The sequence below is a fragment of the Rhodococcus sp. NPDC080181 genome, from assembly GCF_040702225.1.
Taxonomy (GTDB): domain Bacteria; phylum Actinomycetota; class Actinomycetes; order Mycobacteriales; family Mycobacteriaceae; genus Rhodococcoides; species Rhodococcoides fascians.
Genome location: NZ_JBFBKN010000002.1, coordinates 287,548 through 307,137, shown reverse-complemented (window position 1 = coordinate 307,137; position 19,590 = coordinate 287,548). Strand labels below are relative to the sequence as shown.

16 protein-coding genes are annotated in these 19,590 nt (G+C 66.7%); 9 read left to right on the top strand and 7 right to left on the bottom strand.

Annotated elements, in window-relative coordinates; translation table 11 throughout:
* Window positions 1-6 precede the first annotated feature (6 nt).
* Window positions 7-225: a hypothetical protein gene (locus AB0O58_RS03705; protein WP_032367104.1), complete on the top strand. Its 219-nt coding sequence runs from the start codon at window positions 7-9 to the stop codon at window positions 223-225.
* Window positions 226-228: 3 nt separating this feature from the next.
* Here the strand turns inward: AB0O58_RS03705 and AB0O58_RS03700 are convergent, their stop codons facing one another.
* The gene (locus AB0O58_RS03700) at window positions 229-618 is read right to left on the bottom strand and encodes a hypothetical protein (RefSeq protein WP_027495362.1); all 390 of its coding nucleotides are present in this window, start codon (window positions 616-618) and stop codon (window positions 229-231) included.
* 110 nt (window positions 619-728) lie between these two features.
* Between AB0O58_RS03700 and AB0O58_RS03695 the strand changes: the two genes are divergently transcribed.
* The 3 genes from AB0O58_RS03695 to AB0O58_RS03685 all read left to right on the top strand — a co-directional run bounded on the left by AB0O58_RS03695 (window position 729) and on the right by AB0O58_RS03685 (window position 4,502).
* Window positions 729-1,841 carry a glycosyltransferase gene (locus tag AB0O58_RS03695; protein ID WP_045841188.1) on the top strand — a complete coding sequence of 371 codons (1,113 nt, stop codon included), beginning with the start codon at window positions 729-731 and terminating at the stop codon, window positions 1,839-1,841.
* A gap of 21 nt (window positions 1,842-1,862) precedes the next feature.
* Window positions 1,863-2,513 (top strand): DUF1707 domain-containing protein, encoded by a 651-nt coding sequence (locus AB0O58_RS03690; protein WP_032367103.1) that lies wholly within the window; start codon window positions 1,863-1,865, stop codon window positions 2,511-2,513.
* Window positions 2,514-2,588: 75 nt separating this feature from the next.
* Window positions 2,589-4,502: a DUF2339 domain-containing protein gene (locus AB0O58_RS03685; RefSeq protein ID WP_366237909.1), complete on the top strand. Its 1,914-nt coding sequence runs from the start codon at window positions 2,589-2,591 to the stop codon at window positions 4,500-4,502.
* A gap of 116 nt (window positions 4,503-4,618) precedes the next feature.
* On the opposite strand, the gene AB0O58_RS03680 is transcribed toward AB0O58_RS03685, so the two are convergent.
* The 3 genes from AB0O58_RS03680 to trmB are packed head-to-tail and all read right to left on the bottom strand — an operon-like array spanning window position 4,619 to window position 9,465.
* Window positions 4,619-8,005, bottom strand: a complete 3,387-nt coding sequence (locus tag AB0O58_RS03680; protein WP_366237908.1) for an MMPL family transporter — start codon at window positions 8,003-8,005, stop codon at window positions 4,619-4,621.
* Window positions 8,006-8,692 carry an NYN domain-containing protein gene (locus AB0O58_RS03675; protein WP_228139387.1) on the bottom strand — a complete coding sequence of 229 codons (687 nt, stop codon included), beginning with the start codon at window positions 8,690-8,692 and terminating at the stop codon, window positions 8,006-8,008. It abuts the gene before it with no gap.
* Window positions 8,693-8,706: 14 nt separating this feature from the next.
* Entirely contained in the window at window positions 8,707-9,465 is a 759-nt protein-coding gene (gene trmB, locus AB0O58_RS03670) for a tRNA (guanosine(46)-N7)-methyltransferase TrmB (RefSeq protein ID WP_027495368.1), read from the bottom strand.
* Between the two features lie 244 nt (window positions 9,466-9,709).
* Here trmB and AB0O58_RS03665 point away from each other — a divergent pair, with 244 nt between their 5' ends.
* The 4 genes from AB0O58_RS03665 (at window position 9,710) to AB0O58_RS03650 (ending at window position 14,841) form a co-directional block, all read left to right on the top strand.
* A complete protein-coding gene (locus tag AB0O58_RS03665) occupies window positions 9,710-10,795 on the top strand; it encodes a hypothetical protein (RefSeq protein ID WP_366237907.1) in 1,086 nt (361 codons plus the stop codon).
* Complete coding sequence (locus AB0O58_RS03660) at window positions 10,792-12,342, top strand: hypothetical protein (RefSeq protein WP_366237906.1); 1,551 nt, start codon at window positions 10,792-10,794, stop codon at window positions 12,340-12,342. Before AB0O58_RS03665 ends, AB0O58_RS03660 begins: the two co-directional genes overlap by 4 nt.
* Window positions 12,343-12,400: 58 nt before the next feature.
* Window positions 12,401-12,703 (top strand): DUF6802 family protein, encoded by a 303-nt coding sequence (locus AB0O58_RS03655; protein ID WP_052057394.1) that lies wholly within the window; start codon window positions 12,401-12,403, stop codon window positions 12,701-12,703.
* Window positions 12,704-13,011: 308 nt separating this feature from the next.
* Complete coding sequence (locus AB0O58_RS03650; RefSeq protein ID WP_032392102.1) at window positions 13,012-14,841, top strand: phosphoenolpyruvate carboxykinase (GTP); 1,830 nt, start codon at window positions 13,012-13,014, stop codon at window positions 14,839-14,841.
* A 65-nt stretch (window positions 14,842-14,906) separates the two neighbouring features.
* Here AB0O58_RS03650 and AB0O58_RS03645 read toward each other — a convergent pair whose 3' ends face one another.
* Both AB0O58_RS03645 and AB0O58_RS03640 read right to left on the bottom strand, forming a co-directional pair.
* Entirely contained in the window at window positions 14,907-15,785 is an 879-nt protein-coding gene (locus AB0O58_RS03645) for an ROK family protein (RefSeq protein ID WP_366237904.1), read from the bottom strand.
* Between the two features lie 9 nt (window positions 15,786-15,794).
* A complete protein-coding gene (locus AB0O58_RS03640) occupies window positions 15,795-16,589 on the bottom strand; it encodes a class I SAM-dependent methyltransferase (RefSeq protein ID WP_094716276.1) in 795 nt (264 codons plus the stop codon).
* 95 nt (window positions 16,590-16,684) lie between these two features.
* On the opposite strand from AB0O58_RS03640, the gene AB0O58_RS03635 reads away from it, so the two are divergent.
* A complete protein-coding gene (locus AB0O58_RS03635; protein WP_032375065.1) occupies window positions 16,685-17,917 on the top strand; it encodes a glycosyltransferase family 4 protein in 1,233 nt (410 codons plus the stop codon).
* Here AB0O58_RS03635 and AB0O58_RS03630 read toward each other — a convergent pair.
* Window positions 17,852-19,579 carry a hypothetical protein gene (locus tag AB0O58_RS03630; RefSeq protein ID WP_155288705.1) on the bottom strand — a complete coding sequence of 576 codons (1,728 nt, stop codon included), beginning with the start codon at window positions 19,577-19,579 and terminating at the stop codon, window positions 17,852-17,854. The two genes, AB0O58_RS03635 and AB0O58_RS03630, sit on opposite strands and share 66 nt — an antisense overlap.
* Window positions 19,580-19,590 lie beyond the last annotated feature (11 nt).

Below are 19,590 nucleotides of genomic sequence, written 5' to 3'. Positions count from 1 at the left end.
GACCCCATGACCGACAACGAAGCAGTGGACACGACAGTCGATCCGGCCGAGCACACGAAGGGCGTCGACGCCGACCAGGATCAGACCGGTGACGAGCGCGCCGAGGCCATCGACGAATTCGACGGCCATCTGGACGGGTCGGGCGAGGAGTCCGAGCTTCCGACGCCCGAGCCGACCGAAGTGGCCGACAAGAGCGACGAGAAGACCGTCACCCGGTCCGAGTAGCCCCTACTGGGCACACAGCCTGCCGAGCGCGAACTTGGCGATCGGCAGGTAGGGCAGCACCAGCGGCAGCGGGCCGTCGATGGTGATCCACGCCCTGGTTCCACTGGGTCGTGAGACGACTCCGTGTGTCAGATCCACGCCGATGGCCCTGTTCTGGAACCACGCCGACCACGCCCACGTCCACGAGTGTTCGTCCACCGAGTGCACCTCGAAGTCGATCGGCACCCCCAACGGCCCCAGCACTCGGCCGGAGGTATCGGAGTCGAGGCGTTCACCGCGGTATTCGACGCCCATGATCTGCGGAGCCCAGGTCTTCCAGACCGTCGGGTCCATGTAACGCTCCCAGACCTCGGGTGCCGGGGCGTCGCCGGTGGATTGCAGTGTCACTCGCATAGCTCTCACCTACCCGCTGGTAGCCGTCTCCACACGGATATTCGCCGAACGTTCGGTCACCATCCACCACCGTGGCATCGGGTGGACGTCCGGCTGGAGAGACTGAGCAGGTGCGCATCGTTCAACTGGCGAACTTCTACGGGCCGCGGTCCGGCGGTTTGCGGACGGCCGTCGATCAGCTGGGATCGGGCTACGTGGCCGCTGGTCACGACGTCACGTTGATCGTGCCGGGTGCCCGGTGGAGTGAGACGACGCTGCAGTCGGGAGTGACGCGCGTCGAGGTGCCGGCACCGAAAGTTCCGTTCACCGGCGGCTACCGTGTGGCCGACCCGCGGCGAGTGGCCTCGATCGCGTCGGGTCTACGTCCGGACGTGATCGAAGTGTCGGACCGGCTGACCCTGCGCGGAATGGGCAGGTGGGCGTCGCGTCGCGACATCCGCAGCGTGATGATCTCTCACGAGCGCCTCGACCGGCTGCTGGCTCAGACGATGCCGATGCGGTACGCCCGGCCCCTCGCCGACGCGGCCAACCGACGCACTGCCGAGTCGTACGACGCCGTCGTCTGCACCACCGAGTTCGCACAGCAGGAATTCGATCGAATCGGAACACCCAACGTCCATCGAGTCCCGCTCGGCGTCGATCTCGAGCTGTTCCATCCCCGACGTCGCCGAGCCGGCGCGCGCTCGGCATGGTTGGGTAGTGCCGACCGGCTGCTGGTCCACTGTGGCCGGCTGTCGGTGGAAAAGCATGTCGAGACCAGTATCGATTCGCTTGCCGCGCTCTGCGATTCGGGTGTGCGGGCTCGGTTGGTCATCGCCGGCGACGGCCCCCGACGAGCGGGCCTCGAACGACGCGCCCGAGGGCTGCCCGTCGACTTCCTCGGCTTCGTCGACGGCAGGTCGGCCGTCGCCGAGCTGCTCGCCTCGGCAGACATCGCCCTCGCGCCGGGACCGCACGAGACATTCGGCCTCGCGGCATTGGAATCGCTCGCCGCGGGCACGCCCGTCGTCGTCTCCGAAACCTCGGCACTGGCCCAGATCGTCACCCCGCAATGCGGTGGATCCTCGATCAACACCGCCGACGGCTTCGCAGCGGAAATTCAACGGCTGCTTCGGCTTCCGGCCGACGGACGCCGGATCGCGGCGAGGGTTCGCGCCGAAGAGTTCGGCTGGCCCGCATCGGTACACGGAATGTTGTCGGTTCTCCGCGGGCACGCCGCCTGAGAACTTCGCTACCCTGGGCCCATGGAGGCAAGGGATCTGCGAGTGTCCGATGCCGAACGCGAGCACGTCGGGCAGCTGCTGCAACGGGCAGTCGGCCAAGGCATGTTGTCGCTCGGTGAGTTCACCGAAAGAATGGACACCGCTCTGGCGTCGAAGACCCGGGGCGAGCTGAACTCGGTACTCGCCGATCTACCGGGCATGCAGATCGCCGGCGAGCACCTCCCGTCGCCGAAACCCTTCGCCGATCCCACCCCACAACCGACGCCGCGACGCGTCGTGCAGGAGCACTGGGGACACGGCGGCGGTACCCCGGACACGGTGCGCGGCAGCATGTCCACCATCACCCGCAAAGGCCCGTGGAACGTACCGCGCCGGTTGAACGTGGTGACGCGGCTGTCGTCGGTGACACTCGACTTCACGCAGGCCGTCATGGTCAGCCAGGTCGTCGACATCCACGTCGACGACTACTGCAGCTCGGTCACCGTGATCCTCCCGACGGAGGCCACCGCCGACGTCAACGGTGCCGAGGCCGTCGCAGGTACCGTCACCAACAAGGTGCGCACCGGCCCGCCGTACGGACCGCTGCACGTGGTGCTCACCGGGAAAGTCCGCTTCGGTTCCCTCACCGTCAAGCACCCCTTCGGCAGCTCGTTCCGTAAAATTTTCGGATAGTCGGGCTGGACTACTCGAGGGATCCGAGTAGCACTACTCAGGCTATCGAGCCGCGCGGCCCGCAGGATCTATCCCATGACTTCTTCCCAGAACTCCGGGCTGGACCCGCAACTCGTCGCGCGCCTGTCCAGCCGCTTCGATTCCCTGGGCGACCACATGCGTCAGGTGGCCGTCGACCTGCATACATTGCAGTCGCAGCTCGGTACCGCACCCACTTCCATGCCCGTTTCGGCTCCCGCCAGGCCACAGCCGGTGCCGCGGTCGTCTGCGCCGACCGTCCCTCCGCAGACGTTCTCGCCGCCCCAGATGCCTGCACCGCAGCAGCCCTATGCCGCGCGCGGCCCGGTGTCGGCACCTCCGGTCACGCTGCCTCCTGCGGTCGGCCGGTCCATGGCAGCCCCGCCGTTGCGAGAGCGGGTGGTCGCGCCGCGGCCACCCGCTCCGCCCCGTGAGCCGTGGTGGCAACGAGACGGCGTCATCAGTCGTCTGCTCGCCGTCGCGGGCGCAGGTGTCACGCTCGTCGGCGTCGTGATGCTGCTGGTTCTGGCCGCACAGGCCGGCTGGTTCGGGCCGCCTCTGCGCGTCGCCGCAGGCGGGGTGTTCTCCCTCGCACTGATCGGTGCCGGCGTGCGAGTGTTCGGTCGCTCCGGAGGACGCGTCGGCGGAATTGCTCTGGCCGCTACGGGTATTGCGGGTCTGTACCTCGACGTTCTGGCGACGTCCGTCCTGTACGGCTGGCTCGATCCGGTGATCGGGTTGATTGCTGCATTCGGAATTGCCGCTGCGGGAACAGCTCTCGCAGTGCAGTGGAAGTCGCAGCCGATGGCGGTGTTGATCCTCGCCGGAGTCGCGGCGTGTGGCCCCATCCTGACCGACGGTCCGACCCTGGCCCTGATCGCGTTCTTCGTCGCCACCTACATTGCGAGCTTCCCGGCTCAGATCGGCCGTGATTGGCCGCTGCTGCAGATCGTCCGAACCCTTCCCCTCGTCGGCACGGTCCTGATAGCGCTGGTCGGCACCGACCTGTCCGAACCGACCGACTACCGACTGCTTCTCGTCGTCGTACTGGTGGCCGCGTCCGGTATGGGTATGTCTCTGGAACTGCTGCGCCGCAACGTCTCCGACGTGGTAGCCACCGTCATGACCGTTCTGGCTGCGCTACCGCTGCTGATCTCGGCGAGCGTGTTCGATCGGTGGACCACCGTGACCGTGCAGTTGGTTCTGGTGGCCGCGGCACTGGCGATCGTGCTGCTGGTGCACTGGCTGCCGGCGCATGCCCGCATCACGGTTTCGATCATCGGTGCTGTGGCAATGCTGCAGGCCGCAGTCGAATCGACGACGGTCGACGTGCGTCCGGTCGTGCTGTTCGCGGTTGCCCTGGCGCTGTTCGCCGCGGCCCACCGCACTCGCTCGTCGTTGGCGTACCTGATCGGAAGCGCGTTCGGTGTGATCGGCGCGTTGACCTTCGTCTCGATCTCCCCGCCGGAGGCTCTCCTGGACTCCGATCACGCTGCCGGGAACGCGGGCATCATCATCGGCGGAATACTGCTCGCTGCAACAGCATTCGCGTTCGCCTATGTCCTGACCGAACTGAAACTCATCGACGACGGATTGCAGACCCTCGCCATCGTCTCCGGAATGCTCGCCTTGTACGGCCTCACCTCGGCCACCGTGAGCCTGGGAACCTCGATCGGCGGTAACACCACCGGATTCACCGCCGGGCACACCGCCGCCACGATCGAGTGGATGATCGCAGCATTCGCCCTGCTGGCCTTCGGCTTACGGAGTATTGCCCACGCTCACCTGGCACTGCTGGCCGGACTGTCTCTGACCGCAGCCTCCATCGCCAAACTGTTCCTGTTCGACCTCGTCGCCCTGGACGGCCTCTTCCGCGTCATCGCCTTCATCGCAGTCGGCTTGTTGCTGCTGATCGCGGGGACCCGATACGCCAAGGTATTCGCGGACCGAGAGGGAGCGGTCACCTCCTGACCACCGCTGCCTCCTGACCCCCGCTGCGTGAATGGACCACTGCACACGTCTCGACGGTGCAGTGGTCCGTTCACGCGTTGCGGGGGAGGGGTGCCTCCCGGCTGTGACGACTCGCGTCAGCGTGAGCGGTTGCGCTCCCGAGCCAACAGTTCGCTGACACTGAGCACCTGGCCGTTGTCGCCGCCACGATGGCGGCCACTGTCCCCGCCTTCGGTGGACGGAGCAGCACGACGACCGGACGGCTTCTCCTCGCGATCCGATTCCGAACTGGCCCCGACACCGTTGCCGTTGCTTTTGGTGTCATGTCGTTCCGAGGTGCGGTGGTCGGAACCACTGCTGTTGGAGCCACTGCTGTTGGAACCACTGCTGTCCGAACCGTTGCGGTCGATGCCGTTTCCGTTCGAGCCACGGCGTTCGGACCCGTTGTCGGCGTTGCCGTTTCGCCCGGAACCGTTGCGTCCGGCAGCTGTGCCGCCGTGGGTGCCGGTGCTCGAGCCGTTGGTGCCGTGCTTGTCGGCCCCGTTCGTGGCAGCCCCGTTGGTAGCAGCGCCGTTGGTAGCAGCCCCGTTGGTGGTCGAGCCGTGGGACGACGAGCCGTTGGCACCGGTGCCGTGACCGTTCGAGCCGTGACCATTCGAGATGTGGCTGTCAGAGCCGTGGGAGCCGTTGGTGGGCGACTCGCTTCGCGGAGTGCTCGGCCGTGGTGCCTGCGATGCGCTCGGGGCTCGCAGATCGGCCAGCCAACTTTCGATGGATCGCGAATCCGGCTCCTCGGCCCGTCCCGCTCGCGTGCTTCGGGTGCGGCTCGGGGGTGCACTCGGCGGTTGAGGCGATTGTGCTGGTGCCGGTGTGGGTGCGGCACTCGGGGGAGCGGGTCGAACGACGTCCGCTGCCTGAGTCGGTTCTGGTTCGACGTGCGGACGCGGCGGAACCTGCTGAGCCCGAGTCGGCCCGGATACAGGTGGGCGCGGTTCGGCAGGACGCGGCGGAGTGGGACGCGCCGCGGGTGCCTGCGGCGAGTAAGCCTGCGACGGGCGAGCCTGGGGCGAGTAGGCCTGCGACGAGTACGGCTGCACCGAATCGGGCTGGGGCTCGGCCTGCTTCGGGGGAGTGGTCGGTGCCGCGCGGGTCGGCTCGGGTGGCGTCGCCGGCCGGCCGGTCACGCTTCGACGCGACTCTTCCTTCGCGGCGTGCGTGGCACGGATCGGTCCGCCTCCGTGCGGTGCCACCACCGGGATGGGTTCGGTGAGGGGCTCACCGCGGCGCGGTGTCGGACGCATCGGGGGTGCGACGGTCGACGAGGGTGCGCCGCCCGCGAGGGCGAGTTCGGGCACGTCTCCGGTGGGCAGCAGCTCGTCTTCGAGGATGGTCTCGCCGAGGCCGAGCTTGCGCTGAATGCGCTTCATCCACTGCGGAGCCCACCAGCAGTCGTCGCCGAGCAGCTTCATCGTGGCGGGCACGAGGAACATGCGAATCAGCGTCGCGTCGATGATGAGGGCGGCGATCATGCCGTAGGCGATGTACTTCATCATCACCAGATCGGAGAACGCGAACGCGCCGGTGACGACGATGAGGATCAGTGCCGCCGCGGTGATGATGCGTCCGGTATGCGAGGTTCCGATGCGGATGGCTTCGCTTGTGCTGGCACCCTTTTCGCGTGCCTCGACCATTCTGGAGAGTAGGAACACCTCGTAGTCCGTGGACAGGCCGAACACAATCGAGATGATCAGCACCAGCACCGGAGCCATGATCGGCCCCGGGGTGAAGTTCATCAGCCCCGCCCCGTGACCTTCGATGAAGATCCACGTCAGGATGCCCATGGTGGCACCGAGGCCGAGAACGGTCATGAGCACCGCCTTGATCGGCAGCACCAGCGATCCGAACGTCAGGAACATCAGCATCGTCACGATGAACACCACCAGCACGGCCATCAGTGGCAGCTTGTCGATGAGTGCGCTGATCGAGTCCTGCTCGATTGCCGGGGTACCTCCGATCATGACCGTCGCGCCGTCCGGCACGTCGATGCTGCGGAGGAAGTCGATGGCCGGTTTCGAGTCGTTGCGATCGGTCAACCCGGCCTTGAAGACGATGACGCCGTCCTTGCTGGCACCGACGGGGGTGAACTTCTCGATCAATCCGGGAGCGTTGTTCGCCTGCGTGGTGATCGCGCCGAGCGTCGGGCCCTGCGCGCCCTCGATGACCATCTTGATGGGTTCGGTGCGCTGGCCGGGGAACAGGCTGTCGAACTCTCCCTGCGCGACGCGGGTGACGTTGTCCGGCGGTAGGTAGGTCTCGTTGATGCCACCGAATTTGATGTTGCCGACGGGCAGCGTCAGAAGGACCAATCCGAGCACGATGGGCACGGTGACCTTGACGGGGTTGCGCATCACCCAGCGGGTGAGCTTGCCCCACATGCCGTTCTCGATCTCTTCGCTCGACTTGGTCTTGCGCATGAACTTCAGACCGAGGGCGTCGACGCGTGGGCCGAGGATGGCGAGCATCGCGGGCAGGATCGTGATGGCCGTCAGCGCTGCGAGCGCGACGGTGGCGATGGATCCGTATGCGACCGATTTCAGGAAGCCCTGCGGAAACAGCAGCAGGCCACCGAGAGAAGCGACGATCATCGTCGCGGAGAACACCACGGTGCGACCCGCCGTCATGACGGTACGGCGCACGGCCTGTGGCGTCGTATGTCCGTCACCGAGTTCCTCGCGGAATCTCGAGACGATGAAGAGTCCGTAGTCGATGGCCAACCCGAGTCCGACGAGCGAGACCACGGGCGCGACGAACGAGTTGACCTCGGTGAAGTTGGTGAACACCTTGACGATGCCGTTGGCTCCGACGACCGTCAGACCGCCGATGATCAGCGGGAGTGCCGCGGCGACGACGCCGCCGAAGATGAAGAACAGCAGGACCGCGACGGCGGGAATCGCCAGCAGTTCCATGCGGTGAATGTCGCCGGCCATCGTCGACTGCAGTGCGCCGGCCACGGCCTGAAGACCGGTCACCTGCACGTCGACGCCGTCGATGTAGAAGGCGTCCTTGACGGCCTGGAAGTTGTTGGTCAGTTCGGTGTCGTCGGCACCCTTCATCGCGATGCTGGCGATGGCATGTTGCTTGTCGTTGGTACCGAGAGCCGCGAGGTTGGGTGCGCCGGGCACCTTGAAGTAGGTGCCGTTGACCTTCTCGATCTGGTCGGGATGGTCGACGGGGAGCGATTCGAGGCTCGAGACGACCTTCGACTGGAATTCCGGATCGTCGATCGACGACCCTTCGGGCGCGGTGTAGAGGACGATGACGTCACCCTGCTTGTCGCGTCCGAACGTCGTGTCCGCCAGACGGGCAGCCTGGGCCGATTCCGAGGTCGGATCGTCCCAACCGCTCTGACTGAGATGGCTGTTGAGATCGAGACCGTAGGCAGCGAAGCCCAACAGCCCGGCCACCATGACACCGATAACGGTGTACCGCAGGCGGTAGACGATGTCTCCCCATCTGGCGAACACTTAAGAAACTCCTTGGCGCCCGACGAGCAGGGCGGACAGCGGTCGGAAGGGCTGCAGCCACGCGCCCTCGTCGGGGAGCGAATCGAGACTCACCCGAGGCAGTGGCTCACGGAAGACGCCGGGAATGTCCTCGAGGTCGAGGAATTCCAGGATGTCCGACGTGACAGCCCAGCTTGCGTGCTCCCGGAATCCCAGTACCTGAACGGGTACTCCGGTTGCTGCGATGGCCTCCAACGGCCCTTTGAACGCCTGACCGTCGGCGGACGCCACCATGACACCGGCGAGGCCGCCGTCACGGTTGCGGAAGTCGATGTGGTCGAGCATGTCGGCGTCGACATCACTGTCTTCGTCGACCTTGGGCTTGGCGAACACCGCGAAGCCCACGTTACGCAATGCTTCGACCCAGGGGCGGACGACGTCGGCGCTGCCGGGTGCAATGTTGGTGAACACCGTTGCCTCGGGCTCGAGCGTCGCGGTGCCCGAGGTGGACAGTTCGGCGGTGCGGCTGAGGAGCCATCGGCCCAGCGCATCGAATCGTGGGCGGTAGGCAGCGGTGGGCCGGCCACCCAGGATCGCGCCGAGACCCATGTCCAGGTTGGGTGCATCCCACACGAGCAGGACTCGCTTGCTGTGGCGGGACTCACCGATCGCCCCGAGCTCGGCGGGATCGATCACGGTGTCGGGCATGTCCGTACTGACGCTCATGCTGTCTTCTTTCCCCAGATCAATTCCGTCACCGAGCTGCCCACCTGCTGGGCCTTGCCCTCGAACTTGGTCACCGGCCGCTCGTGCGTCATGGGCGACTCCCAATCGAGAACGGTCAGGCCGGGCTCGGCGTTCCCGGCCTCGGCAATCCACTCAGCGTATTCGGCGTGATCGGTGGCCACGTGCAGAACGCCGCCCGGCTTCAGGCGATCCGCGATCATCGCGAACGTGGGGCCCTGCAGGAGACGACGCTTGTGGTGGCGCACCTTGGGCCACGGGTCCGGGAAGAAGACGCGAACGCCGGTCAAGGACTCCGAGGTCAGCATGTTCTCGAGGACGTCCATCGCGTCGCCGCGGAACAACCTGACGTTCTCGATGTTCTCGCGCTCGATCTGCTGCAGAGTCTGCGCGAGCCCGGGTCGGTAGACCTCGACGGCCATGAGGTTGACGTGCGGCTCGGCCATCGCCATCGCCGTGGTGGCCGTGCCCGTGCCCGACCCGATCTCGAGAATCGCCGGACCGCTGCGCCCGAACCAGGCGTCGATGTCGATCTGCTCGTCGGCGACATCGCGGCCGATGCGCGGCCACAGGTTGTCCCAGGTGCTCTGCTGAGCGTCGGTCAGCGCTCCGCGGCGGGAGCGGAAACTGGTCACTCTGGGGTACAGCCGCGAGCCTCGTTCCTGGGTCTGCACCGAGTTGTCTCCGGTGTCGGCAGAGGTGTCCTGTGGCTCGTTCACCGGTCCATTGTCGCGCATCGGCGGAGTGTGTGACAGGTGGGTCTCGAGTTGAAGTTGAGACTTACCGTTCCATCGCTGATCAGCGGTAGGACCGCGTCCTATAACTACAACGGTGTAATTCTCGACGGCCCGTCCGGAACGGCCGTCGTGTGCCAGAATCGGTGCCGCAGCAGGGGGCTGCGGGCCACGTGGCCGATCGTGCTCGACGAGCCGATCGCACATCTCGATGTGGCCGTTCGGTGGGTCGTTTCCGGGGGGATCGATGATGGACGGTGCCGAGGCAGGTCTGGGTCGATTGCGTGTGCGCTCGGAAGAGGTGGACGCGGCCGGGGCCGGCGCAGGCCGGAAGGCTGTCGAGAATGCTGTCGAGCGGCGTCTGCGGCCGCTGGAGGTGCACGTTTCCGGCCGCGTCGGAGTCGGGAAGTCGGTGATCGTCTCGGTGCTCGATGCCGCGCGACTGCATACCGACGGGTTCGAGGTCCGGTTGCACGAGAGCGGATGGGCCGATATCCCGCGTGCAGCGGAGGTGCAGCAGAGCCGCACCGCATCCGATATCGACGTTCTCGTCCACGTGCTGGCCGGTGCCGTGTCCCCGGACGACATCACCTTCCTGTCCGCTCGACCCGGCGGACCGCCGGCACACACCGTGATCCTGCTGAACAAGGCCGACACTCTCGACGAACCCGCGGCGACGGCCGCAGCGGCATCCGAGCAACTGGGGCGAACAGTGCTGCCGGTGATGGGATCTGTTGCAGCGGGCCTGGGCGGCGCGGCCCGAGGCTCCGCTGTGGACATGGCCGATGTGCGGGCCGTCGCGGCCGGTGCGCTGCGTACTGGGGATCTGATGACGGTCGATCGGTTTCGAAGTGCTGATATTCCGCTCTCGACGCCCCGCCGAGAGGCACTGCTGGACCGTGTGGAATTACGCGGTCTCGCCCTGCTGGTCGAGGCGCTCCGGCGGCGCAGCGGGGTGTCCGACGCAGATGTACTGCGTGAGCTGTGGGAGGCCACCGGCGTCGACGCCGTGACGACGGTGGTGTCCGACGCTGTCTCGGCTGCTGCGACGGCCCGCGACGACGACCTGCACGAACAACTGCTGCAGATATCCGCCCGTCACCGTGACGTTCGAGGGGCCGTCGAGTCCTATCTGGCTTCGGACGAGGCGGTGGCTGCCGATATGCGCTGTGCTGCAGCGCGATTGGCGGTGCCGATCGAGACGGGCTCGGAGCAGGCCCTGCTGGCGCAGGCATTGGTGTGGAAGCGGTGTGCCGCCACTTCGGAGGACGACGACGTTCGGCGCTCCGCCCTGGCCCTGTGCCGCGGTTATGTGCGGATGCTCGGACCGTGACCGATCCGAACCGGTTCCCGCTGCCGGACGATCTGAAAGGCGTTCTGCGTCGCCGGAACTCGGAATCCCTCGTACGCATCGACCGTGCACGCAGCAGCCGACCTGCAGGCATTCACGTCACCGGCACCGCAGCATCCGGCAAGACCGAGATATGCCATCTGCTCACCCGGCGCGACGGCGCGGAGATCGGGTTCGCCGACTCGGTCGAGGAGGCCGCGGTGGTCGTGATCGTCGTCGACGCGTCGGCTCCGGTCGGCCGTGCCGATGTCGAGCGCTGGCGTCCTGCCTTCGAGTCGACACCGGTTGTGTTGGTGGTCAACAAGATCGATGTGCATCGCCGGTGGCGCGAAGTGGTCGACGCCGATATCGAGATCGTCGCCGAGCGTGTTCCGCGTGCGGTGGAACACTCCGTTCATCCGGTCTCGGCACGGTTGGCACGAGCCGGTAGGGAGATTGGCGATGCTGCCGTGTTCGCGGAGTCGGGTTTCGGGGCGGTCGCCGACAGAATCGACGCGTTGCTGATGCAGGCCGCGGCGGTAGGGGCACAGCGCAAATACGTTGCTGCAGTGCAGGAATCTGCCGCAGAGGCGAAGACCGCCATCGTTGCCGAAGCTCGCGCAGTGACCGGAGGTGGTGACACCGCCCCTCTGCGTGCCCGGCGGGCGCGGTTGCTCGGTGCACGCGAACATCTCGGTGGTGACCGACGAGCATTGCTGCACAACCGTATTCAACGGCTTCGGGTCGACTGTGTTCACGCTGCGGCCGAGGACGTTCGGATGCTCGGCGCGCAGGTACGGCAGACGATAGAGGGATCGCGGCGGGCCGAACTCGGCCATCTGCCCGGGCACCTCGCCGAATCCGTACAGGCAGTTCGAGCACGCGCCGACGCTGCATTGTCCACCGGTCTCCGCGTCGTGGAAGTCGAACTCGGGCTCGCCGACACGGTGCCCGAATCCGGTACTGCAGGCGGTGAGATCGACATCGGCGAACCGACCAGGCGCCGCGGGATCGAGGACGTCCTGATGGTTGCACTGGGGGCCTCGGCGGGGGTGGGACTGGGTCGGCTCGTCGTTTCGCCCCTGGCTCTGATTCCTACCTTGGCCGTCGCCAACACGATCGTCTCACTGGCCATCGGTGCCGCGATCGCGTGGTGGTTGACCCGCTCACGCGCACTCGTCGCCGACCGTGCGCACCTTCGCGGCTGGACCCAGGAAAGTCTGGCTCGCGTGAAATCGGACGTGGAACAGCGGCTGCTCTCTCGCATTCTCGATGCCGAGTCCGCACTCGCGTCGGCGTTGACCTCGGCGGACCGGGAGGCGGCGGCACGTATCGATCTGTCGCTGGCCGAAATCGATGCCGAGCTTCGCACGCTCGCCGATCACAGATCGGCGCTGCTCTCGGCCTGCGATCGGGATCTGGCTGCACTCGAGCGCGGGCTGGAGCGATTTCGCGGGTCCGGGCGCGACTCGGTCGTGCCGTCGAAGCCCGTCGAATTCTCTCCCGGCGATCCGGAACCGATCGGCGCGCCGATGCGTCGAAGCGGGTAGGTGCACGTCCGAACAGGTTCGCAGGCGGCGAACAGGGACCCGACAGTGAGGAGCGTCGATGATCGCGGTGGATGGCTTCGCAGTGGGCGGTTTCGAGACGAACGAGCCGGCCGAGGACGCGTCGGGCGATGGTGGCGGATACGTCTCGACGGACTGGTTCGATCTCGACGGCGACGGTCGTCACGAGACTTCCGTTCGGACGACGGAGGCCGGAACGACGGTGGGAACGGATGTCGATGGAGACGGTGTGACAGACAAGTTCACCGCCTTCGACCGTGACGGGCACTACGAATCCTGGGAGATTTTTCGGGAAGCGAACGGTTTCGGGCAGGGCAGATCGTCCGAATCCGGCCGACTGTAGGCCATTCGGTCTGATTTGCATCGGCGCTGGTGGATGGCTTCTTGCGTCGGTCTTTCCCTATCTGAATCGGTCTTGTGACCAATCGGACAACACCCTGTTTCTGGAATCACGTCGCTCGGCGTTAACCTGATCAACAGGACATCCGGCGCTCGGTCCTCGGCTTGCTGTATCCAGTAACATGGTGTACTGCAGCTCGAACGGCCGAGCAGCGCCCCGCCGAGAGGGGAAAACCGAGATCTACTCGTGCGTGCTTGCCCACAGCGATCGTGCGAATTCTTCCCGGTTCCGGCTAACCCCAGGAGAGTTAGATGACCTCAGCGACCATTCCCGGTTTGAGCGGCACCGACAGCGTGCCGACTCGACACAAAGAACTGCTTGCCTGGGTTGCTCAGGTAGCCGAACTGACCGAACCGGACTCCGTGGTGTTCGCTGACGGATCCGACGCCGAATGGGAGCGCCTGACCGACAAGCTGGTCGAGGCAGGAACCTTCACCCGTCTCAACGACGAGAAGAAGCCCAACTCGTTCCTCGGCAACTCCGATCCGTCGGACGTGGCCCGCGTCGAGTCGCGCACGTACATCTGTTCCAAGGAAGAGATCGACGCCGGTCCCACCAACAACTGGATGGACCCGTCGGAGATGCGGTCGTTGATGACCGAGCTGTACCGCGGTTGCATGCGCGGACGGACCATGTACGTCGTTCCGTTCTGCATGGGACCGTTGGACGCTGCCGATCCCAAGTTGGGCGTCGAGCTCACCGATTCGGAGTACGTCGTCATCTCCATGCGTGTGATGACCCGCATGGGTCAGGCCGCTCTGGACAAGATCGGCGACGACGGGTTCTACGTGAAGGCGCTGCACTCGCTCGGTGCTCCGCTGGCCGAGGGCCAGGCCGATGTGCCGTGGCCGTGCAACGACACCAAATACATCACGCACTTCCCCGAGGATCGCGAGATCTGGAGCTACGGATCCGGCTACGGCGGCAACGCTTTGCTGGGCAAGAAGTGCTACTCGCTGCGTATCGCGTCGGCCATGGCCCACGACGAGGGCTGGCTCGCCGAGCACATGCTGATCCTCAAGCTGATCTCCCCCGAGGACAAGGCGTACTACATCGCCGCGGCGTTCCCGTCCGCGTGCGGTAAGACCAACCTCGCGATGATTCAGCCGACCATTCCGGGCTGGCGTGCCGAGACCATCGGTGACGACATCGCGTGGATGCGCTTCGGTGAGGACGGTCGTCTCTACGCCGTCAACCCGGAGTTCGGTTTCTTCGGTGTCGCTCCGGGCACCAACTGGGACTCGAACCCGAACGCGATGAAGACCATCGATCAGGGCAACTCGGTGTTCACCAACGTCGGCCTGACCGACGACGGCGACGTGTGGTGGGAAGGCCTCGAAGGCAAGCCCGATCACCTGATCGACTGGAAGGGCAACGACTGGACGCCCGAGTCCGGAACCGATGCCGCACATCCGAACTCGCGGTACTGCGTGCCGATGGCTCAGTGCCCGTCGATGGCTCCCGAGTGGGATGACCCGCAGGGTGTGCCGATCTCGGCGATCCTGTTCGGCGGACGACGCAAGACCACCGTTCCGTTGGTGACCGAGGCCCGCGACTGGCAGCACGGCGTGTTCATGGGAGCCACCGTCGGCTCCGAGCAGACCGCCGCCGCCGAGGGCACCGTCGGTACCGTCCGACGCGACCCGATGGCCATGCTGCCGTTCCTCGGCTACAACGTGGGCGATTACTTCCAGCACTGGATCGACCTCGGCAAGAACGCCGACGAGTCCAAGCTGCCGAAGGTGTTCTACGTCAACTGGTTCCGTCGCGGCGACGACAAGCGCTTCCTGTGGCCCGGATTCGGCGAGAACTCGCGCGTGCTCAAGTGGATCGTCGAGCGCATCGAGCACAAGGCCGCGGGCGTCGAGACCCCGATCGGTGTCGTCCCCACGGCCGAGGCACTCGATATCGACGGCCTCGACACCACCGTCGACGACGTCGCCGAGGCACTCGCGGTGAACACCGACGAGTGGAAGGCCGAGATCCCGCTGATCCAGGAGTGGTTCGACTTCGTCGGCGAGAAACTGCCCACCGGAATTCAGGACGAATTCGACGCCCTCAAGCAGCGACTGGGCGCGTAGTATTCACGAGACAGAACGGGGCTCACCGAGGGGTGGGCCCCGTTCTGGCTGTGTGGGTATGGCGGTCAGGCAGTGAGCGCGGCCGCTCCTGCCAGTGTGCCGAGGCCACCCAGCGCAGCAGGCACCACCTGTAGGCCGTCGAGGAACTTCAGGCGCGCGTGCAAGGCGATCGACTCCCGGATCGGATCCCACAGCGGCGGGCCGGCCTGAGCGAAGCCGCCGCCGATCACCACCATCCGGACGTCCACCAGTGCGACCGCCGATGCGATGGCCTGACCGAGAGCCACTCCGGCGCGTTGCAATGCGGTGACGGCGAGCGGTTCGCCCGCGGCGGCATCCGTAGCCAGTTCGACACCGGTGTTCCCCGGCCAGCCCTGCTCCCGAGCCCACCGCACCGCCGAGGGGCCGCTGGAGACGGTCTCGACGCATCCGATTCCGCCGCACGCGCAGGGCGTCGTCGAACCGGGGACGACGATGTGGCCGATGTGCCCGGCATTGCCACTGGCTCCGGCGACGATCTTCCCGCCCAGCACCAGACCTCCGCCGATCCCGGTGGACACCACGAGGCTCAGCACGTCCGGCACCCCGACAGCGGCACCGAATCGATGCTCACCCAACGCCGCCGCGCTACCGTCCATGGCCAGAAGTACCTCGGCGTCGGGCAGTGCGGCGGCGATGTGCTCGCGCAGGCCGAATCCGTTCTTCCACTCGTCGACATTGATCGGCGCGACCGACCCGGTGACGAGGTCGACCGGACCGGAGCACGCGACCCCGACCCGCGTCACGTCGACGCCTCCGACGACCCCGTGCAGCAGTTCGGCACAGGCCTCCCACACGCCGGTGGCCGGTGTCGGAACTGTCTCCGGGTGCTGCGGACGTCCGTCGTCGCCGACGAGTGCCGCTGTCATCTTGGTGCCGCCGATGTCGAGCGCGAGTGCCGTCATCGATCCAGGTTATGCGGGAGTGGAGCCTGCGGAATGACCCATTGGGTATGCGTTCGGTTTCAGGACCAGGACGAGGTTGCTGCCGAGGAACTCGCGGAGTATCGGTACGCGCATCATCCACCACGCCCAGCGCGGGTGATAGCGCGGAAACGCGGCCAGTAGCGTTGCGTTGGGAGTGCTTCGCGCCCAACGTAATCCGTCTGCCGCGCTGATGTCGAACAGGGATTCGCCGAATCGGTTCTTGGGTTCGTGTCCGGTGGTGCGGGCGTAGCGTCGGGCCGCGTATTCGCCGCCGAGATAGTGCCACGGCCGGGTCTCGTGGCCGCCGAACGGGCCGAACCAGATGGTGTACGAGAGCACCGTGAGGCCGCCGGGTTTGGTGACACGCAACATTTCCTCGGCCATGGTCCACGGCTCGCGGACGTGCTCGGCGACGTTCGACGAGAAGCAGATGTCGACGCTGTCGTCGCGGAAGGGCAACGCCATGCCGGAGCCGCGCACCGAACCGGGGATCTGCAGTCCGGCGGCGTGCATTTCCGAGGCGTCGGGTTCGACGGGCAGATAGCGCGCGCAACTCGCGCCGAAGACCTCGGCGAAGTATCCGGGTCCGCCGCCGACGTCGAGTACCGTCGCCGCGGACATGTCGGTGCCGGTCAGGCCGCGGTACAGGTCGCCGATGAGCTCGACGGAATCACGGGCCAGGGCGCCGTAGAAGATGTCCGGAGAACTCTGCTCGTGCCCGAAGTCCTTCAGGAGCTTCACCGAGCGACGCAGTGTCGCGCGAGAGGCGAACAGTCGTGTCACGGCGGAAGTCACGAAAACGAACCCTAGCGGTTAGTGTGGCAGCGGTATTCGACGACGGTCGAGAAGCGAGCACGGTGGATGGGGTGAAGCGAGCGGTGCGCGAGGTTCTGTTGCTGTGCTGGCGCGATACCGGGCATCCGCAGGGCGGCGGCAGCGAGCGGTACCTCGAGCAAGTAGGCGCGGGCCTGGCTCGACGCGGTGTCCGTGTCACGCTGCGGACGGCCTCCTATCCCGGTGCTCCGGCCGAGGAGATCGTCGACGGCATCCGGATCAGTCGCGGTGGTGGTCGCCTGTCGGTGTATCCCCGCGCTCTGGCCGCCATCGCCGCCGGTCGGCTCGGTTTCGGGCCGCTCAAGGGGATCTCCCCGGATGCCGTGATCGACACCCAGAACGGCATTCCGTTCTTCTCCCGCGCAGTACTCGGTGTGCCGGTCACGCTGCTGGTGCATCACTGTCACCGCGAGCAGTGGCCGGTGGCGGGCCCGATGATGGCCAAGCTGGGCTGGTGGCTCGAGTCGACGATCTCGCCGAGGGTGCACCGCCGCAATCAGTACCTGACGGTGTCGTTGCCTTCTGCAGACGAGCTGATCGCTCTCGGTGTCGACCGGGAGCGCATCGCCGTGGTCCGCAACGGTGCCGACGACATCCCACTGTCTGTACCGGAAGGCGGCGAGGACACCCGGACGCCGCACCCGTCCTTGTCCGTGCTGTCGAGGCTGGTTCCACACAAGCAGATCGAGGACGCGATCGACGTCGTGGCTGCACTGCGCGGCAGCATTCCCGACATCCATCTCGACGTCATCGGCGGCGGGTGGTGGGAACGGAATCTTCGCGAGTACGTCACGAGCCTGGGCGTCGATCGATACGTCACCTTCCACGGTCACGTCGACGAGGAGCGCAAGCATGCACTGCTCGGTCGGTCGTGGGTGCATGTGATGCCCTCCCGAAAGGAGGGCTGGGGCCTCGCCGTCGTCGAAGCTGCCCAGCACGGTGTTCCCACGGTGGGCTATCGCAGCTCCAAGGGGCTGACCGATTCGATCATCGACGGCGTCACCGGTGTTCTCGTGGGTGGTTCGACATCCGGAGCCGAGGACCGCGATGTGTCCGCGCTGACCGGTGCCGTTGCCGAACTGCTGCAGGACGCAGAGGCCCGCACCCGCCTCGGTGAGAAGGCACGAGTCCGCGCGGGTGAGTTCTCCTGGGGCCAGTGCGCCGACGGCGTGTTCTCGGTGCTCGACGGGACGACGCGCGGCACCTGGTCGTCAGGCCTGGTGGGGGCGGCCGACGCGCACACGCCTGCCGAATCGGCTCAGGAGTCCTACCGCTAGTCCGCCGAGCAACAGCAGTGCCCACGCCAGATGTGCGAGCACTACGGCTGTCGCCGAACGACTTTCGAGCATCGCCGGATCCGGCACCCGATAGAGGCTCAGTTCCTCGTCGGAGTACACGGCGTCGAGTCGGTCCAACGTCCGCTGCGCATTGCCGAGCTCGCCCGGAGTCGTGTTCTCCACCAGTACCCAGCCGACACCCAGGGCCGCCAGAGTGTCCGCGGAGTCGCCTGCGAGCAGAGCGTTCTGCACGTCCGTCGCCCGTTTGCCTTCCCCGCGGACCGTGCCGCCTGCGACGAGGAGTTCACCGGTCTGCAGGACGTCGAGCGGCAGCATGCGGGGTGCAGGATCGAGAACGGGTGCTGAGCCGCTGTAGGGAAAGCGGCGAAACATTCCGGCGGGAAGGACGGCCACGTCGCCGTCCTGGTCGGCGAGTTCCGCCGACACCGCTTGCCACGACTTCGGGTACGTCACCGGCTTCAGTGCGTTGCCGACGCCCCAGCCGAGGTCGGGGAGCGCAATGAGCAACGCCAGCACGGCAACGCCCCCCGGCAGCCATGCATTGCCGAATCGGGTGCGCCGGGACGCCAACCAGCTGATATCGGCCGCAGCGGCGAGGGCGTACATCGGCATGGCCAGCGCGACCCACTTCTGCGAATCGCGGAGCAGACCGGCCCCGGGGACGGTGTCGCCCAGTACGCGAGCCGCCGCCAACCCCGGTCCGGTTGCTGCCAGCGCAGGAAGCACGATGGCAGCGAGTGCAACGACACCCAGGCCCACGATCACCGGATTGCGTCGACGGCGATACAGCGGCCGTATCCCGAGAGCGACGACGGTCAGCAACAGGACCGTCCCCACGACAGCGAAAAGTCCTGTCCGAGAACCGGGTACGGCGTCTGAGTTCCAGATGCCGCCGAGTCCGGCCAGACTACCCACCGTGCCCAGACCCGGTTCGGCGCGTGCTGCGAACGCGGCCCAACCCGCCGGATCCGCCGGTTCGACGCCACCGCCCGACACCATCGTCGCCGCCAGCCACGGCGCCGACGCGACGGCTGCGATCGCGAGGGTGGCGACCACGCGCAGGCCGCGTCGGGCACCCCCGGGGAGGGCGACGACGAGTAGCGCGACGGTTGCCGCCAGCAGCGCGCCGGTGGGGGTGAGCCCGGCCGCGGCCAGGCAGACGGCGAGGGCCCACCAGGAGCGACCGGACCTGACCGCGAGTGCGGCGACCACCGTCCACGGGAGGGCGGCGTAGCCGACGAGCAGACTCCAATGTCCCTGCAGCAGGCGTTCGGCGACGTAGGGGTTCCACACGGCCACCGTCGACGCGACGAGCAGCGCAGGCAGTGGTGCGGTGGGCAGCATCCTCTGCGCCATCACCGCCGCGCCCCAGCCGGCCGTCCACAACGCCAGCAGCAGAACGGCCTTGACCACAAGGCCACCGTCGAACACCGTGGTCAGGGCCGCGATCGTGGCATCCTGCGGCACTGCCCGCGCGGCCGCGTCGGCGATTCCCCAGGCGGAGTCGGTGAAGTAGGAACGGGGGGTGCTGACGGCGTCGCGAAGCAGGAGATACCCAGGGCCGAGCAGTGGCCCGAGAACGACGAGCGAGAGCAGCAGGCTGTAGAGCGGCGGCGTCCACCTCGACCTCGACCACGCCATGATCGGCACCC

Excerpts from the sequence above, each read along its gene's own strand:
- AB0O58_RS03705 (WP_032367104.1), top strand. The coding sequence starts at position 7 with ATGACCGACAACGAAGCAGTGGACACGACAGTCGATCCGGCCGAGCAC.
- AB0O58_RS03700 (WP_027495362.1), bottom strand. The coding sequence starts at position 618 with ATGCGAGTGACACTGCAATCCACCGGCGACGCCCCGGCACCCGAGGTC.
- AB0O58_RS03690 (WP_032367103.1), top strand. The coding sequence starts at position 1,863 with ATGGAGGCAAGGGATCTGCGAGTGTCCGATGCCGAACGCGAGCACGTC.
- AB0O58_RS03685 (WP_366237909.1), top strand. The coding sequence starts at position 2,589 with ATGACTTCTTCCCAGAACTCCGGGCTGGACCCGCAACTCGTCGCGCGC.
- AB0O58_RS03675 (WP_228139387.1), bottom strand. The coding sequence starts at position 8,692 with ATGCCCGACACCGTGATCGATCCCGCCGAGCTCGGGGCGATCGGTGAG.
- trmB (WP_027495368.1), bottom strand. The coding sequence starts at position 9,465 with ATGCGCGACAATGGACCGGTGAACGAGCCACAGGACACCTCTGCCGAC.
- AB0O58_RS03665 (WP_366237907.1), top strand. The coding sequence starts at position 9,710 with ATGATGGACGGTGCCGAGGCAGGTCTGGGTCGATTGCGTGTGCGCTCG.
- AB0O58_RS03655 (WP_052057394.1), top strand. The coding sequence starts at position 12,401 with ATGATCGCGGTGGATGGCTTCGCAGTGGGCGGTTTCGAGACGAACGAG.
- AB0O58_RS03650 (WP_032392102.1), top strand. The coding sequence starts at position 13,012 with ATGACCTCAGCGACCATTCCCGGTTTGAGCGGCACCGACAGCGTGCCG.
- AB0O58_RS03645 (WP_366237904.1), bottom strand. The coding sequence starts at position 15,785 with ATGACGGCACTCGCGCTCGACATCGGCGGCACCAAGATGACAGCGGCA.
- AB0O58_RS03630 (WP_155288705.1), bottom strand. The coding sequence starts at position 19,579 with ATGGCGTGGTCGAGGTCGAGGTGGACGCCGCCGCTCTACAGCCTGCTG.